The following is a 15,446-nucleotide window of genomic DNA, read 5'->3' as shown; positions in this document are numbered from 1 at the left end:
TCAGCGATGCGGTGACGGTGATCAGCGATATGAACCTGCAAATCGCCAGTGCCGCCGAACAACAGAGCGCGGTGGCCGAAGAGGTCAACCGCAACGTCTCGGCGATTCGCACTGTGACCGAAACCCTGACCGGCCAGGCTACCGAATCGGCGGCCATCAGCAGCCAGCTCAATGCCTTGGCCAGCCAGCAGATGAAACTCATGGATCAATTCAAGGTGTAAGACACACCAACGGTCAAATGTGGGAGGGGGCAAGCCCCCTCCCACATTTTGACCGCGTTACCCTTTAGGCGGCGATCGACAACTTCAGCTTGTTCATCGCGCTTTTCTCAAGCTGACGAATCCGCTCCGCCGACACGTTGTACTTCTGCGCCAGGTCATGCAGCGTGGCTTTTTCTTCTGCCAGCCAGCGCTGGTAGAGAATGTCACGGCTGCGGTCGTCCAACACTTCCAGCGCTTCGTGCAGGTTGTGGTTGGAGTTGTCGCTCCAGTCGGCGTCTTCCAGTTGACGCGCCGGGTCGTACCGGTGGTCTTCCAGGTAGTTGGCCGGCGATTGGAAGGCGCTGTCGTCGTCGGCTTCAGCAGCCGGGTCGAAGGCCATGTCATGGCCGGTCAGGCGACTTTCCATCTCGCGCACTTCACGCGGCTCCACACCGAGGCTTTCGGCCACGCGGTGGACTTCCTCGTTGTTCAGCCACGCCAGGCGTTTCTTCTGGCTGCGCAGGTTGAAGAACAGTTTGCGCTGGGCCTTGGTGGTCGCGACTTTCACGATGCGCCAGTTGCGCAGGATGAACTCGTGGATCTCCGCCTTGATCCAGTGCACGGCAAACGACACCAGGCGCACGCCCATCTCGGGGTTGAAGCGCTTTACCGCTTTCATCAGGCCGACGTTGCCTTCCTGGATCAGGTCAGCCTGGGCCAGGCCGTAGCCGCTATAGCTACGGGCGATATGTACGACAAAACGCAGGTGGGCGAGCACCATCTGCCGAGCCGCCCCCAAATCCTGCTCATAATAGAGACTCTCGGCCAGTTCACGCTCCTGCTCGGGTGTCAGCAATGGAATGCTGTTGACCGTGTGCACATAGGCTTCCAGGTTCGCACCCGGGACCAAGGCATAAGCAGGTTGCAAAGAAGTGGTCATACGAAACCTCCGACTTACATAACTCGTGCAGTTCAGCACTGCGAAAATTGACCGGGAACCGTAGGACAAGTTCCCTAAACCACTGATACGGTCAATACAAACGAAACCACATTAATCTGACATTAACTACTTCGGTGCCAGCTCACGTAAATGCCGTGCGACCGCAATCCACGCACCGATATACCCCAACAAGACCGCGCCAAGCAAGAGGCTCAGACCATCGGCTACCGGCACGCCGGCCAGGGAAAAATCGCTGCCATACAACCCGGCAAGCCCGATTACCGCGTCGTTCAGCCAGTCCAGGCCAAATGCCAACACGCCCCAGGACAAAATCCCCGCACCCAGGCCATAAAGCGCGCCCATGTACAGAAAAGGCCGACGCACATAGCTGTCCGTGCCGCCGACCAGTTTAATCACTTCTATCTCGGTGCGACGGTTTTCAATATGAAGCCGAATGGTATTACCTATCACCAAAAGTAATGCAGACACCAACAGCACCGTCAGGCCGAACACAAACCGGTCACCCAGCTTGAGGATGGCGGCCAGGCGCTCAACCCAGACTAGATCAAGTTGTGCCTGTTGCACCTGGGGCATCTCTGCGAGTTTTTGCCGCAGGGCTTCCAGGGCGGTCTTGTCCACTTCGTTCGGCGTCACCAGCACCACGCCTGGCAGCGGGTTCTGCGGCAGCTCCTTGAGCGCCTCACCCAGGCCGGACTGTTGCTGGAACTCCTCAAGCGCCTGGTCGCGACTGACGTACTCGGCATCCGCCACGCCTGGGATGTTCTTGATGTCGTCGCGCAGCGCTTCGCCTTGCTGGGTGCTGGCATCCAGGTTCAGGTACAGCGAAATCTGCGCCGCACGCTGCCAGGAACCACCCAGCCGCTCGACGTTATTAAGCAGCAGGGACAAACCCATCGGCAGGCTCAAGGCCACAGCCATCACCAGACAGGTGAAAAAGCTGCCGATCGGCTGCTTGCCCAGGCGACGCAGGCTGTCCAGCAGGCTGGCACGATGGCTTTCGATCCAGGCGCGCAGCAGCGTGCCGAAGTCCGGACCGTCGTCATCGTCGTGTTTTTTCTTTTTCGGTTGCGGGTCGGCCGGTTTCGGCGCCACGCGCTCGGAAACCTTGGGGCTGCGGGTAGCACTCATACGCCGGCCTCCCCATCACCGATCAGACGACCGCGTTGCAGGGTCAGCATGCGGTGGCGCATGCGGGCGATCAGCGCCAGGTCGTGACTGGCGATCAATACGCTGGTGCCCAGGCGGTTGATATCCTCGAACACCCCCATGATCTCGGCCGCCAGACGCGGGTCGAGGTTACCGGTAGGTTCGTCCGCCAGCAGCAAGGCCGGGCGATGGACGATGGCGCGGGCGATGCCGACGCGCTGTTGCTGGCCGGTGGAAAGATCGCCTGGGTACAGATCGGTCTTGTCCGACAGCGCCACGCGCTCCAGGGCCGAGTCCACGCGCTTGACGATCTCGGCCTTGGACAGCCCGAGAATCTGCAATGGCAGGGCAATGTTGTTGAACACGGTGCGATCGAACAGCAACTGGTGGTTCTGGAACACCACGCCGATCTGCCGGCGCAGGTAGGGAATCTGCGCATTGCTGATGGTGGCCAGGTCCTGGCCGGCCAGCAGCAACTTGCCGGTGGTCGGGCGCTCCATGGCCAGCAGCAGGCGCAACAACGTACTTTTGCCGGCGCCAGAATGCCCGGTCACGAACAAGAACTCGCCGCGCCGCACCCGAAAGCTCAGCTCATGCAAGCCCACATGCCCGTTGGCATAGCGTTTACCGACCTGTTCGAATCGAATCATGAACGCTCCCGCTCGGCAAACAGCGCCTCTACAAAGGGTTCGGCTTCAAAGGTGCGCAGGTCGTCGATGCCTTCACCAACACCGATATAACGAATCGGCAACCCGAACTGTTTGGCCAGGGCGAAGATCACGCCGCCCTTGGCCGTGCCGTCGAGCTTAGTCAATGCCAGACCGGTCAGTTGCACCGTCTGGTTGAATTGCTTGGCTTGGCTGATGGCGTTCTGGCCGGTACCGGCGTCCAGCACCAGCAGCACTTCGTGGGGCGCGTCGGCATCAAGCTTGCCGATCACGCGGCGCACTTTCTTCAGCTCTTCCATCAAGTTGTCTTTGGTGTGCAGGCGACCGGCGGTATCAGCGATCAGCACATCAATGTTACGGGCCTTGGCGGCCTGCACGGCGTCGAAGATCACCGAAGCGGAGTCGGCACCGGTGTGCTGGGCGATCACCGGGATCTTGTTGCGCTCGCCCCAGACCTGCAATTGCTCAACAGCGGCGGCGCGGAAGGTGTCACCGGCGGCGAGCATGACTTTCTTGCCTTCCAGTTGCAGCTTCTTGGCCAGCTTGCCGATGGTGGTGGTCTTGCCGGCGCCGTTGACGCCCACCACCAGGATTACGAACGGCTTGTTCGGGGTGATCACCAGTGGGGCTTCCACGGGCTTGAGCATCGCGGCCAGTTCGGCCTGCAGGGATTTGTAGAGTGCGTCGGCATCGGTCAGCTGCTTGCGCGCGACCTTCTGGGTCAGGCTCTGGATGATCACGGCGGTGGCTTCGACGCCCACGTCGGCGGTCAGCAGGCGGGTTTCGATGTCTTCCAGCAGTTCGTCATCGATGACCTTCTTGCCCAGGAACAGACTGGCCATGCCTTCGCCGATGCTGGCGCTGGTCTTGCTCAGGCCTTGCTTGAGGCGGGCGAAAAAGCCGGTCTTGGTGGTTTCAGCGGAGGGAGCGAGCGGCTCTGGCTCGACAACCTCGATAGCCTCGACAACCTGGACGGGCGCAGCGACCACAACAGCAACAGGCGCAGGGACTTCGACAACGGGCGGCGCCTCGACCACCAACTCAATCGGTTCGACCGGCTCGACCACTGCGGGAATCGGCGGGGCCACGTGTTCAGCCTGGACGTCTTCGACCAACGCCACGGGCTCTTCGGCCACCGGCAACTCAGGCCATGGCTTGTGCTCGGGCTCAGGTTCCGGCTCAGCCTCAACCACAGGCTGCAACACCGGCTCGGCCATCGGCAACACCACCGGTGCCGGCGCTTCGGCAACCGCTTCGGCTTCTACTATAGGATCGGGGATCGGCTCAGCTTGAACCTGTGGCTGTTCGACAGCGGTTTCCTGCGGCTTTTTGCGCAGCCATCCGAACAGGCCTTTCTTCTCGCCAGCCGCAGCTGGGGTCTTCTTGTCGTCGTTGGAACCAAACATGGAGACGGCTATCTCAAGGTAGCGACGCGCCAGAGCGGCACGTCGGTAAATAAAATTCGATGCGTAACAGACTGTTTTTTAGCCAGCTCGTTCATGCGCAACATTTTGTAAGGCCTAAATAGGGCCTCAACAAGACTGCCGCAGTGGCCGTCCGTATATTCGACCAGTATCCTAGCACCTCCTCGCCCGCCGACGCTAAGACCAAGCGGGCAGCCCAACAGGTTTAAAAACGAATGAATGCTCTAGCCCGCCGCGCCGCAGGCCTGCTGTTCAGCACAGTTTGTCTGCCTCTTTCAGCTTTGGCTGCCGACCCACAACCCACCCACGAATTCACCCTGGACAACGGTCTCAAGGTCGTCGTGCGCGAAGATCATCGCGCCCCGGTGGTGGTTTCCCAGGTTTGGTACAAGGTGGGTTCAAGCTACGAAACCCCGGGCCAGACCGGTTTGTCCCACGCCCTGGAACACATGATGTTCAAGGGCAGCGCCAAAGTCGGCCCCGGCGAAGCCTCACTGATCCTGCGCGACCTGGGCGCCGAAGAAAACGCGTTCACCAGCGATGACTACACCGCGTACTACCAAGTCCTGGCCCGTGACCGCCTGGGCGTGGCCTTTGAACTCGAAGCCGACCGCATGGCCAGCCTGCGCCTGCCGGCCGACGAGTTCAGCCGCGAAATCGAGGTAATCAAAGAAGAACGCCGCCTGCGCACCGACGACAACCCGATGTCCAAGGCCTTCGAGCGCTTCAAGGCCATGGCTTTCCCGGCCAGCGGCTACCACACGCCGACCATCGGCTGGATGGCCGACCTGGACCGCATGAAGGTCGAAGAACTGCGCCACTGGTACCAATCCTGGTACGTGCCGAACAACGCCACCCTGGTAGTAGTCGGCGACGTGACCCCGGACGAGGTGAAAAACCTGGCCCAGCGCTACTTTGGTCCGATCCCCAAGCGTGACGTGCCACCGGCCAAGATCCCGATGGAACTGGCCGAGCCTGGCGAGCGCCTGTTGACGATGCACGTGCAGACCCAATTGCCGAGTGTGATGCTCGGATTCAACGTGCCGGGCCTGGCGACTGCCGAAGACAAACGCTCGGTACAAGCCCTGCGCCTGATCTCGGCCCTGTTGGATGGCGGCTACAGCGCACGCATCTCGGAGCAGTTGGAACGCGGTGAAGAGCTGGTGTCGGCCGCCTCCACCAACTACGACGCCTACACCCGTGGCGATACGCTGTTCATGCTGTCGGCCACACCGAACCAGCAGAAGAAAAAGACCGTTGCCCAAGCCGAAGCCGGCCTGTGGCGGTTGCTGGACGAGTTGAAGGCCAAGCCGCCAACCGCCGAAGAGCTGGAACGTATCCGCGCCCAGGTCATCGCCGGCCTCGTGTACCAGCGTGACTCGATCACCAGCCAGGCCACGGCCATCGGCTCCCTGGAGACAGTCGGCCTGTCCTGGAAACTCATGGACAGCGAACTCGCCGACCTGCAAAGCGTGACCCCGGAAGACATCCAAAAGGCCGCGCGCACCTATTTCACCCGCGAACGTCTGAGCGTCGCCCATGTTCTGCCTGAGGAGACTGCTCATGAGTGATCGCAAAAGCCTGATCCTGCCCGGCCTGATCGCCGTCACCCTGATCGCGGCGAGCGCCGTGTATTTCCTGCGCCCGAGTGAATCGGTAGCTAGCCCCGCGCTGGAAAAGGCCCAATCGGCCAACACGCTGCAATCCCTGGCAGAACTGGACGGCAAGGCGCCGACCAATCGCAAGCTCGACGTGCAAACCTGGACCACCGCCGAAGGCGCCAAGGTGCTGTTTGTTGAAGCCCATGAACTGCCGATGTTCGACCTGCGCATCCTGTTCGCCGCCGGCAGCAGCCAGGACGGCGATGTGCAGGGCCTGGCACTGATGACCAACGCCATGCTCAACGAAGGTATTCCGGGCAAGGATGTCAGCCAGATCGCCAGTGGTTTTGAAGGCCTGGGTGCCGACTTCAGCAACGGCGCCTACCGCGACATGGCGCTGGTGTCCCTGCGTAGCTTGAGCGCCAGCGATAAACGCGACGCCGCTCTGGCGCTGTTTGACGATGTGATCGGCAAACCGACCTTCCCGGCCGACTCCCTGGCCCGCATCAAGAATCAGATCCTCGCCGGCTTCGAATACCAGAAGCAGAACCCCGGCAAACTGGCGAGCCTGGAGCTGTTCAAGCGTTTGTACGGCGATCACCCTTACGCACACCCAAGCGAAGGCACACCTGAAAGCGTGCCGAAAATCACCCTGGCGCAGTTGCAGGCGTTCCACGCCAAGGCTTACGCCGCCGGTAATGCGGTGATTGCAGTGGTCGGTGACCTGACCCGCGCCGAAGCCGAAGCGATGACGGCAAAGGTGTCCGCATCGCTGCCTAAAGGCCCGGCCCTGGCGAAGATTGCCCAGCCGACCGAACCCAAGGCCGGCCTGAGCCGTATCGAGTTTCCGTCCAAGCAGACACACCTGCTGTTCGCCCAACTCGGTATCGACCGCGCCGACCCGGACTACGCGGCCTTGTCCCTGGGTAACCAGATCCTCGGCGGCGGTGGCTTCGGCACCCGCTTGATGAGCGAAGTCCGTGAAAAGCGTGGCCTGACCTACGGTGTTTACTCCGGCTTCTCGCCGATGCAGGTACGCGGTCCGTTCATGATCAACCTGCAGACCCGCGCCGAAATGAGTGGCGGCACCCTGCGCCTGGTCGAAGACGTAGTGGCCGACTACCTCAAGACCGGCCCGACGCAAAAAGAGCTGGATGACGCCAAGCGTGAGCTGGCGGGCAGCTTCCCGCTGTCTACCGCGAGCAACGCCGATATCGTCGGCCAGCTGGGCGCCATGGGTTTCTACAACCTGCCGCTGAGCTATCTGGAAGATTTCATGAAACAATCCCAGGCCCTGACCGTAGAGCAGGTCAAGGCTGCAATGAATAAACACTTGAGCGCCGACAAGATGGTCATCGTGACCGCCGGCCCGACGATTGCGCAAAAGCCACTACCGCCCCCCACTGACAAACCCGCCGAGCAGCCGCTCGGGGTTCCGGAGCATTAATGGCCAGTTCATCTCGCCCGAAAAAACCTGTCCACAACGTACACAACGGTGTGGGCCAACTGCGCATCATTGGCGGTGAATGGGGCAGCCGCAAGCTGAGCTTCCCCGATGTCGTGGGCCTGCGCCCAACGCCGGATCGCGTGCGTGAAACCCTGTTCAACTGGCTCGCGCCGTACATCGCGGGCGCCAAGGTGCTGGACCCGTTCGCCGGTAGTGGCGCACTGTTCCTGGAAGCGTTGTCCCGCGGCGCATCCCAGGCACAGGCGCTGGATGCCAGCAATGTGGCGGTCTCCAGCCTCAAGGAACACCTGGGCACGCTGCGCTGCACCAATGGCCAGGTACAAACGGCCGATGCGCTGCGCTACCTGGAAACCCAGGCGGCCAGCGAGTACGACGTTGTGTTCCTCGACCCGCCGTTCAACCAGAACCTGCTGCCCACCGTGTGCGCACTGCTGGAAGAACGCCAATGGCTGGCGCCGGATGCGTGGATCTACACTGAAAGCGAGACCGCGCCATCGACCCTGGGTTTACCGGGCGCGTGGCGCCTGCACCGGGAGCAGAAATCCGGGCGGGTGTATTACGCGTTGTGGCACCGGGTGGTCGAAAGCGCTGCTTAATCCGTGGTGAGCGGGCTTGTCACAGAGATCGGCATGACTTCTTCTTCTGAAAAATTCACCCCCGCCTTCGGCCTCGGCAACCCCCACCTGCAAACACTGTGGGGGCCGTTGTGGCGTCCTACTACCCATATCGAGCGCCAACGCGAACGCCTGTGGCTGGAAGACGGCGACTTTCTCGACCTCGACTGGCATGGCCCCCATGACGCGCAAGCCCCCTTGGTGCTGGTGCTGCATGGGCTGACCGGTTCTTCCAACTCGCCTTACGTGGCCGGCCTGCAAAAAGTCCTCGCCGCACAAGGCTGGGCCAGCGTGGCGCTGAACTGGCGCGGCTGCTCCGGGGAACCAAATCTGTTGGCCCGCAGCTATCACTCGGGCGCCAGCGAAGACCTGGCCGCTGCGATTGCACACTTGCGCGCCAAGCGGCCATTGGCGCCGTTGTATGCCGTGGGTTATTCCCTTGGCGGCAATGTATTGCTCAAGCACCTGGGAGAAACCGGCGAGGCGTCGGGACTGCAAGGCGCGGCGGCGGTGTCGGTGCCATTTCGCCTGGACCAGTGCGCGGACCGCATCGGGCTGGGTTTTTCGCGGGTCTATCAGAAGCACTTCATGCGCGAGATGCTGGCGTATATCCGCGTCAAGCAACGCCAGTTTGTGCAGGATGGTCGAGAAGATGGGCTAAAAACCCTTGAGGCCCTTGGCTCTCTGGAAAAGATGCGCACCTTCTGGGACTTCGATGGACGGGTGACCGCGCCGCTGCACGGTTTTCTCAGTGCCGAGGATTATTACCGGCAGGCATCGAGTCGATATTACCTGGGCGACATTCGCACACCGACCCTGATTATCCATGCCGCCGATGACCCGTTCGTCTTCGCCCACAGCTTGCCTGAGGCCAGCGAATTGTCAGCATGTACCGAGTTTGAGCTGACGGCCAAAGGTGGGCATGTCGGGTTTGTCGAGGGGTCACTGAAACGCCCCAGCTACTACCTGGAGCGCCGCATTCCACAATGGCTTAGGGCACATGTGGGAGGGGGCAAGTCCCCTCCCACATTTGGATTGGGTTTACACGGCTGGGAACTCAGTCGCCCGTAGCAATCGCCCGCGCCGGATCAGTAATCCACTCACTCCACGACCCCGCATACAGTTTGCCCAACGGATAACCTGCCAGACTCAGCGCAAACAGGTTATGGCAGGCCGTCACCCCGGAACCGCAATACGCCACCAGTTCTTCCGGTGCGCGCCCGTTCAGCTGGGCGGCAAAGCGCTGCTTGAGTTGCTCGGCCGGCAGGAAGCGACCATCACTGCCCAGGTTTTCGTTGAACGCCGCACATTGCGCGCCTGGGATGTGCCCGGCAACCGGGTCGATAGGCTCCACGTCGCCCCGAAAGCGTGGCTGGGCGCGGGCATCGATCAGGGTCAGGCCCGGTTTACCCAAGCGTGTTTGCAGGTGTTCGGCGTCCAGCAGCAGGTGATTGTCCGGCGCACCGGCAAAAGTCCCGGGCTCGATCACCGGCGCATCCAGGCTCAACGGATAGCCCGCGCTGTGCCAGGCCTTGAGGCCGCCATCCAGGATAAACACGCCATCGCGCTTGCCCAGCCAGGCCAACAGCCACCACGCACGGGCGGCAAAGGCGCCAGGGCCGTCGTCATAGAGCACCACCTGCGTGTCGGCGTTGATGCCCCAGGCCCGCAGTTGCCGGGCAAACGTATCCGCCGCCGGCAATGGGTGACGACCGGTCACGCCCTTGATCACCGGCCCGCTGAGGTGGCGCTCCAGGTCGGCATATTGCGCGCCTTCGATATGCCCTTCGGCATAGCTGCAAAGACCGTAATCCGGGTCTTCCAGGGCAAAACGGCAATCGAGGATCACCAGCCCGGCCGACGCCTGGCGCTCGGCCAATTGCTGGGGACTGATCAGTTGGGCAAGCGGCATGACGAACTCCTACGAATGCATGTGGGAAAGGTCTACTTCACTTCTTCCAGTGCCTGGTTCAACGGCACGTAAAACTCTTTGAACAGTGCATCCACCGCCTCTTTCGCCTGAGGCGTGACAAACCCCGCCTCCAGCACCAGCACCTGATACACCCCGCGCTTGATGGCCTCGGCGCTCAAGTGGGCGGAGTTTTCATTGGTGGTGCATAAGAACCGCACCCAGGAGGTGAGGATGATCCAGGCGTTGAGGGTCAGGGCTTCGGTTTGAACAGGATCCATATTGAGGATGCCAGCGTCGACAAACCCCCGGTAGATCGCATTGCCTTGGGTCAGGCAACGCTGGGAAAAACGCCGATAGCCGGTGGCCAGTTCGGGATCGCTCTCCAGCAGATGCTCAAGGTCGCGATGCAGGAAGCGATAGCGCCACATCCCGGCCAGCAAGGCCTGCAGGTAGAAACGTTTGTCTTGGACCGTCGCGGCGCGCCCCTGTGGCGGGCGCAGAAAACTGTCGACCAGCGCTTCGTATTCACGAAACAGCACGGCGATGATCGCCTGCTTGTTGGGGAAGTGGTAATACAGGTTGCCCGGCGAAATTTCCATATGGGCGGCGATATGGTTGGTGCTGATACTGCGCTCGCCCTGCTGGTTAAAAAGCTCCAGGCTGGTTTGCACAATGCGCTCGCTGGTCTTTACTCGTGGGGCCATAGGGGGAATCAGCTTCTATACACGTGATGGGGCATCTTACGACCTATCCTTGCCAGGATAAATCTGCATGTTGCCGCAATGTTATTTGACAATTTAGAGCAATGACTCTAAAAATCCAGGCAGACCAATAACAATCGGTGCTGCGCCATGTCTGCCAACGTTGCCTACCTGCAAGATTCCCAGGTGCTGGATCAACTCCAGGACCTGTTCGACACTCAACGCCGCGCCTACGCCGCTAACCCCATGCCGCCCGCCGCGCAACGCCAGCAATGGCTCAAGGCCCTGCGCGAGCTGCTCAGCGACGAGCGCCAAGCGCTGATCAACGCAATCAGCCAGGACTTCAGCCACCGCAGCGCCGACGAAACCCTGTTCGCCGAATTGATGCCCAGCCTGCATGGCATTCACTACGCCAGCAAACACCTCAAGGGTTGGATGAAACCTTCCCGCCGCGCTGTAGGCATTGCCTTTCAACCGGCGTCAGCCAAGGTCATTTACCAACCGCTGGGCGTGGTCGGGGTGATCGTGCCGTGGAACTACCCGCTGTACCTGGCCATCGGGCCGTTGGTCGGCGCATTGGCGGCGGGTAATCGGGTGATGCTCAAGCTCAGCGAGTCCACTCCCGCCACCGGCGCGCTACTCAAAACCCTGCTGGCGAAGATTTTCCCCGAGGACTTGGTGTGCGTGGTGCTGGGTGAAGCCGACGTGGGCATGGCGTTTTCCAAGCTGCGCTTCGACCACCTGCTGTTCACCGGCGCCACCAGCATTGGCAAACACGTGATGCGTGCGGCGGCGGAACACCTTACGCCGGTCACCCTGGAGCTGGGCGGCAAGTCGCCCGCCATCGTTTCCGCCGATGTGCCGCTCAAGGACGCCGCCGAACGCATCGCCTTCGGCAAAGCCCTGAATGCCGGGCAAACCTGCGTGGCGCCGGATTACGTGCTGGTGCCGGAAGACCGTGTCGAGGGTTTCGTCGAGGCTTACAGCAACGCCGTTCGCGGGTTTTATCCGACCCTGACCGACAACCCGGACTACACCGCCATCATCAACGAGCGACAATTGGCCCGGCTCAATGCCTACATCAAGGACGCCACCGACAAAGGCGCCACGCTGGTTCCGTTGTACGAGCAAGGCCAGGCGCGCCGCATGGCCCACAGCCTGCTGCTGAATGTCAGCGACGACATGACCGTGATGCAGGACGAGATCTTCGGCCCCGTGCTGCCGATCGTGCCCTATCGCGGTATCGACCAGGCATTTGCCTACATCAACCAACGCCCTCGCCCACTCGCCCTGTATTACTTCGGCTACAACAAGGGCGAACAGAATCGCGTGCTGCACGAGACCCATTCCGGCGGCGTGTGCCTGAACGACACCCTGTTGCACGTGGCCCAGGACGACATGCCGTTTGGCGGCATCGGCCCCTCGGGCATGGGCCATTACCACGGCCATGAGGGGTTCCTGACCTTCAGCAAGGCCAAGGGGGTGCTGGTGAAACAGCGCCTGAACGCTGCCAAGTTGATCTACCCGCCTTACGGCAAAGCCATCCAGAAGTTGATCCAGAAGTTGTTCGTTCGCTGATACCGCCACCCACGGGATAACAATAACAATGAACCCTAGCCTGACTGATTCACCCGCACTGTCGCGGCGCGGCGTGTTGAAAATCGGCCTGTGCGCCAGCGCCTTCCTGGCCACCGCCGGGCTTGGCGCCAGCCTCAGCGGCTGCTCCAGCAGCACACCGGCCAGCGGCTTTGCCCTGCTGCGTAGCAGTGATCTGCCGTTTCTGCGTGCGGTCACTCCGGTCTTGCTGGAGGGTGTCGCCAGCGCCCAGGAAGTCGCCAACGGCGTCGAAGACACCCTGAAAAAGCTCGACTTCAGCCTGCAGCATCTGTCGCCGGAGATGTTCAAGCTCACCCAGCAACTGTTCGACGTCCTGGGCATGGCCATCACCCGTGGCCCGTTGACCGGTATCTGGGGCAGCTGGGAGAACGCCAGCGCAGAGCAAATCCGCAACTTCCTGCACCGCTGGGAAAACAGCTACCTGAACCTGCTGCGCATGGGCCAGGGTTCGCTGCTCAAGCTGGTGATCATGGCTTGGTACTTCCAGCCGGCGTCCTGGGCCCATTGCGGCTATCCCGGCCCGCCGAAGATCTGATCTGCATCCCCCCACAATAAAAACAAGAGACGACCCTGATGCCCGTACCCGATCTGTTCCGCGAAGGCCTGGCCCGTGGCTGGAAAACCCACAACGGCGCCGCCCTCGACAATGACCTGACGCTGGAAGCCGACGTCGCCATCATCGGCAGCGGCGCCGGGGGCGGCACCACGGCCGAGATCCTCAGCGCCGCCGGCTATAAGGTGCTGCTGATCGAGGAAGGCCCGCTCAAGACCAGCAGCGATTTCAAACTGCTGGAGGACGAGGCCTACACCAGCCTGTACCAGGAAGGCATCGGCCGCATGAGCAAGGACGGCGCGATCACCATCCTGCAGGGACGGGCAGTGGGCGGCACCACGTTGATCAACTGGACATCGAGCTTCCGCACCCCGGACGCCACCCTCGCCCACTGGGCCAGCGAATACGCGGTCAAGGGCCACAGCAGCGCCGAGATGGCGCCGTGGTTCGAAAAAATGGAACAGCGCCTGGGCATCGCGCCTTGGGCGATGCCGCCGAACGCCAACAATGACGTGATCCGCAAAGGCTGCGAAAAACTTGGCTACAGCTGGCATGTGATCCCGCGCAATGTGCGCGGCTGCTTCAACCTGGGCTATTGCGGCATGGGTTGCCCGGTCAATGCCAAGCAATCGATGCTGGTGACCACCATACCGTCCACCCTGGAGAAAGGTGGCGAGTTGCTTTACCTGGCCCGTGCCGAACGCCTCAACTACAGCGGCGACACCATCAGCAGCCTGGAATGCGTGGCCATGGATGAGCGCTGCGTATCGCCGACCGGACGCAAGATCACGGTGAAAGCCAGGCATTACGTGCTGTCGGGCGGCGGTATCAACAGCCCGGCACTGCTGATGCGCTCGGATGCACCCGACCCTCACTCGCGCCTGGGCAAGCGCACGTTCCTGCATCTGGTGAATTTCTCCGCCGGGCTGTTCGACGAGGTGATCAACCCGTTCTATGGCGCGCCGCAATCCATCTACTCCGACCACTTCCAATGGCAGGACGGCACCACCGGCAAAATGTCCTACAAGCTGGAAGCGCCGCCCTTACACCCTGGACTGGCCAGCACCCTGTTTGGCGGCTATGGCACCGGGAACGCGCTGGATATGAGCCAACTACCCAATACTCACGCGATGCTCGCCCTCTTGCGCGACGGATTTCACCCCGACAGCCCCGGTGGCACGGTAGACCTGCGCAGCGACGGCACCCCCGTCCTCGACTATCAGGTTTCACCCTACGCCTGGGACGGCCTGCGCCGCGCCTTTCACAGCATGGCCGAGATTCAATTCGCAGCGGGCGCCAAGTCCGTCAAGCCGCTGCATCATGATGCGCGCTACGTGAATACCTTGGCCCAAGCCCGTGACCTGATTGACGGTTTGAACCTGGAACTGCATCGCACAACCCTGGGCAGCGCCCATGTAATGGGTGGTTGCGCCATGGGTGAGGACCCGAAGAACGCCGTGGCCGACAGCCTGGGTCGGCATCACCAATTGCGCAATCTGTCGATCCACGATGGCTCGTTGTTCCCCACCAGTATTGGGGCCAATCCCCAATTGTCGGTGTACGGATTGACCGCGCAACTGGCCACCGCATTGGCCGAACGTCTGAAAACAGCATGAAAAAACGCTCGATCAGCGGCATGTATCTACATAAGTCGACTTGGCCGACCGGGATGGCTGCGATACCATCCGGTTCCCCAACGGACTCCGCCAGGACGACGCGATGAACCGAGTGTTGTACCCAGGAACCTTCGACCCGATTACCAAAGGCCATGGCGATCTGGTCGAACGCGCCTCTCGCTTGTTCGACCATGTGATCATCGCGGTCGCGGCCAGCCCCAAGAAAAATCCGCTGTTTCCCCTGGAACAGCGCGTGGAGCTGGCGCGTGAGGTCACCAGGCACCTGCCTAACGTAGAAGTGGTGGGTTTTTCAACGCTGCTGGCGCACTTCGCCAAAGAGCAGAACGCCAATGTGTTCCTGCGTGGCCTGCGTGCGGTATCGGACTTCGAATACGAATTCCAACTGGCCAACATGAACCGTCAACTGGCGCCGGACGTTGAGAGCCTGTTTCTCACGCCGTCGGAACGTTATTCGTTCATTTCCTCGACGTTGGTTCGTGAAATCGCCGCTTTGGGCGGAGATATCACCAAGTTCGTGCATCCAGCCGTGGCCGACGCGCTGACCCTGCGCTTCAAGAAGTAAGACCACTCCATCGGCGCCTGCTCGCACTGCGGGCGCCAATGCGGCACAATTGCGCGCATTAGTTTTCAGATGCCCTGGCTGACAGCCCTGGCAGGAGTTTCCATGTCCCTGATCATCACCGACGATTGCATCAATTGCGACGTCTGCGAACCCGAGTGCCCGAACGCTGCGATTTCCCAAGGTGAGGAGATCTACGTGATCGACCCGAACCTGTGTACCCAGTGCGTCGGCCACTATGACGAGCCACAGTGCCAGCAGGTGTGCCCGGTGGATTGCATTCCGCTGGATGAGGCGCGTCCGGAGACGGAAGAGGAATTGATGGAGAAGTACCGCAAGATTACCGGTAAGGCTTGAGCTTCTTTAGTGCCTGTAAGGGCCTCAT

At 61.3% G+C, this 15,446-nt stretch carries 15 protein-coding genes and 1 pseudogene; 10 read left to right on the top strand and 6 right to left on the bottom strand.

Annotated elements, in window-relative coordinates:
- A pseudogene (locus tag IQK56_RS24460) lies at positions 1-221 on the top strand (methyl-accepting chemotaxis protein); the annotation flags it as partial.
- Positions 222-285: 64 nt separating this feature from the next.
- Here the strand turns inward: IQK56_RS24460 and rpoH are convergent.
- The 4 genes from rpoH to ftsY all read right to left on the bottom strand — a co-directional run bounded on the left by rpoH (position 286) and on the right by ftsY (position 4,381).
- Complete coding sequence (rpoH, locus tag IQK56_RS24455) at positions 286-1,140, bottom strand: RNA polymerase sigma factor RpoH (protein ID WP_003176698.1); 855 nt, start codon at positions 1,138-1,140, stop codon at positions 286-288.
- 126 nt (positions 1,141-1,266) lie between these two features.
- On the bottom strand, positions 1,267-2,289 hold the full coding sequence (gene ftsX, locus IQK56_RS24450) for a permease-like cell division protein FtsX (protein ID WP_150674410.1): 1,023 nt from the start codon (positions 2,287-2,289) through the stop codon (positions 1,267-1,269).
- Positions 2,286-2,957, bottom strand: a complete 672-nt coding sequence (ftsE, locus tag IQK56_RS24445) for a cell division ATP-binding protein FtsE (RefSeq protein WP_017737950.1) — start codon at positions 2,955-2,957, stop codon at positions 2,286-2,288. The genes ftsX and ftsE overlap by 4 nt, the downstream gene beginning before the upstream one ends.
- On the bottom strand, positions 2,954-4,381 hold the full coding sequence (gene ftsY, locus IQK56_RS24440; protein ID WP_193864209.1) for a signal recognition particle-docking protein FtsY: 1,428 nt from the start codon (positions 4,379-4,381) through the stop codon (positions 2,954-2,956). Before ftsY ends, ftsE begins: the two co-directional genes overlap by 4 nt.
- A gap of 233 nt (positions 4,382-4,614) precedes the next feature.
- On the opposite strand from ftsY, the gene IQK56_RS24435 reads away from it, so the two are divergent.
- The 4 genes from IQK56_RS24435 to IQK56_RS24420 are packed head-to-tail and all read left to right on the top strand — an operon-like array spanning position 4,615 to position 9,153.
- Positions 4,615-5,970 carry a M16 family metallopeptidase gene (locus IQK56_RS24435; protein WP_150674412.1) on the top strand — a complete coding sequence of 452 codons (1,356 nt, stop codon included), beginning with the start codon at positions 4,615-4,617 and terminating at the stop codon, positions 5,968-5,970.
- Entirely contained in the window at positions 5,963-7,447 is a 1,485-nt protein-coding gene (locus tag IQK56_RS24430; RefSeq protein WP_122307991.1) for a M16 family metallopeptidase, read from the top strand. The genes IQK56_RS24435 and IQK56_RS24430 overlap by 8 nt, the downstream gene beginning before the upstream one ends.
- On the top strand, positions 7,447-8,064 hold the full coding sequence (rsmD, locus tag IQK56_RS24425) for a 16S rRNA (guanine(966)-N(2))-methyltransferase RsmD (protein ID WP_122307990.1): 618 nt from the start codon (positions 7,447-7,449) through the stop codon (positions 8,062-8,064). The genes IQK56_RS24430 and rsmD overlap by 1 nt, the downstream gene beginning before the upstream one ends.
- A gap of 33 nt (positions 8,065-8,097) precedes the next feature.
- Positions 8,098-9,153 carry a hydrolase gene (locus IQK56_RS24420; RefSeq protein WP_246500283.1) on the top strand — a complete coding sequence of 352 codons (1,056 nt, stop codon included), beginning with the start codon at positions 8,098-8,100 and terminating at the stop codon, positions 9,151-9,153.
- Here IQK56_RS24420 and IQK56_RS24415 read toward each other — a convergent pair.
- A complete protein-coding gene (locus tag IQK56_RS24415; RefSeq protein ID WP_150760276.1) occupies positions 9,140-9,994 on the bottom strand; it encodes a sulfurtransferase in 855 nt (284 codons plus the stop codon). The two genes, IQK56_RS24420 and IQK56_RS24415, sit on opposite strands and share 14 nt — an antisense overlap.
- A 32-nt stretch (positions 9,995-10,026) precedes the next feature.
- Entirely contained in the window at positions 10,027-10,698 is a 672-nt protein-coding gene (locus IQK56_RS24410) for a TetR/AcrR family transcriptional regulator (RefSeq protein ID WP_032884162.1), read from the bottom strand.
- Between the two features lie 147 nt (positions 10,699-10,845).
- On the opposite strand from IQK56_RS24410, the gene IQK56_RS24405 reads away from it, so the two are divergent.
- From IQK56_RS24405 to IQK56_RS24385, 5 genes are all read left to right on the top strand, one after another.
- Positions 10,846-12,273 (top strand): coniferyl aldehyde dehydrogenase, encoded by a 1,428-nt coding sequence (locus IQK56_RS24405; protein ID WP_122307988.1) that lies wholly within the window; start codon positions 10,846-10,848, stop codon positions 12,271-12,273.
- A 28-nt stretch (positions 12,274-12,301) separates the two neighbouring features.
- Complete coding sequence (locus IQK56_RS24400; RefSeq protein WP_122307987.1) at positions 12,302-12,847, top strand: twin-arginine translocation pathway signal protein; 546 nt, start codon at positions 12,302-12,304, stop codon at positions 12,845-12,847.
- Positions 12,848-12,885: 38 nt separating this feature from the next.
- Positions 12,886-14,481 (top strand): GMC family oxidoreductase, encoded by a 1,596-nt coding sequence (locus IQK56_RS24395; protein WP_150674415.1) that lies wholly within the window; start codon positions 12,886-12,888, stop codon positions 14,479-14,481.
- A gap of 103 nt (positions 14,482-14,584) precedes the next feature.
- Entirely contained in the window at positions 14,585-15,064 is a 480-nt protein-coding gene (gene coaD / locus IQK56_RS24390) for a pantetheine-phosphate adenylyltransferase (RefSeq protein ID WP_003234650.1), read from the top strand.
- Between the two features lie 102 nt (positions 15,065-15,166).
- Entirely contained in the window at positions 15,167-15,418 is a 252-nt protein-coding gene (locus tag IQK56_RS24385; RefSeq protein ID WP_032884168.1) for a YfhL family 4Fe-4S dicluster ferredoxin, read from the top strand.
- The last annotated feature ends 28 nt before the right edge of the window (positions 15,419-15,446 follow it).

This window comes from Pseudomonas cyclaminis, from assembly GCF_015163715.1.
Classification (GTDB): domain Bacteria; phylum Pseudomonadota; class Gammaproteobacteria; order Pseudomonadales; family Pseudomonadaceae; genus Aquipseudomonas; species Aquipseudomonas cyclaminis.
The sequence above is the reverse complement of the archived record's forward strand: the minus strand, read 5'-3'. Positions and strand labels throughout refer to the sequence as shown.

Coding starts and splice junctions, on each gene's coding strand:
- rpoH (WP_003176698.1), bottom strand. CDS start 1,140: ATGACCACTTCTTTGCAACCTGCTTATGCCTTGGTCCCGGGTGCGAAC.
- ftsX (WP_150674410.1), bottom strand. CDS start 2,289: ATGAGTGCTACCCGCAGCCCCAAGGTTTCCGAGCGCGTGGCGCCGAAA.
- ftsE (WP_017737950.1), bottom strand. CDS start 2,957: ATGATTCGATTCGAACAGGTCGGTAAACGCTATGCCAACGGGCATGTG.
- ftsY (WP_193864209.1), bottom strand. CDS start 4,381: ATGTTTGGTTCCAACGACGACAAGAAGACCCCAGCTGCGGCTGGCGAG.
- IQK56_RS24435 (WP_150674412.1), top strand. CDS start 4,615: ATGAATGCTCTAGCCCGCCGCGCCGCAGGCCTGCTGTTCAGCACAGTT.
- IQK56_RS24430 (WP_122307991.1), top strand. CDS start 5,963: ATGAGTGATCGCAAAAGCCTGATCCTGCCCGGCCTGATCGCCGTCACC.
- rsmD (WP_122307990.1), top strand. CDS start 7,447: ATGGCCAGTTCATCTCGCCCGAAAAAACCTGTCCACAACGTACACAAC.
- IQK56_RS24420 (WP_246500283.1), top strand. CDS start 8,098: ATGACTTCTTCTTCTGAAAAATTCACCCCCGCCTTCGGCCTCGGCAAC.
- IQK56_RS24415 (WP_150760276.1), bottom strand. CDS start 9,994: ATGCCGCTTGCCCAACTGATCAGTCCCCAGCAATTGGCCGAGCGCCAG.
- IQK56_RS24410 (WP_032884162.1), bottom strand. CDS start 10,698: ATGGCCCCACGAGTAAAGACCAGCGAGCGCATTGTGCAAACCAGCCTG.
- IQK56_RS24405 (WP_122307988.1), top strand. CDS start 10,846: ATGTCTGCCAACGTTGCCTACCTGCAAGATTCCCAGGTGCTGGATCAA.
- IQK56_RS24400 (WP_122307987.1), top strand. CDS start 12,302: ATGAACCCTAGCCTGACTGATTCACCCGCACTGTCGCGGCGCGGCGTG.
- IQK56_RS24395 (WP_150674415.1), top strand. CDS start 12,886: ATGCCCGTACCCGATCTGTTCCGCGAAGGCCTGGCCCGTGGCTGGAAA.
- coaD (WP_003234650.1), top strand. CDS start 14,585: ATGAACCGAGTGTTGTACCCAGGAACCTTCGACCCGATTACCAAAGGC.
- IQK56_RS24385 (WP_032884168.1), top strand. CDS start 15,167: ATGTCCCTGATCATCACCGACGATTGCATCAATTGCGACGTCTGCGAA.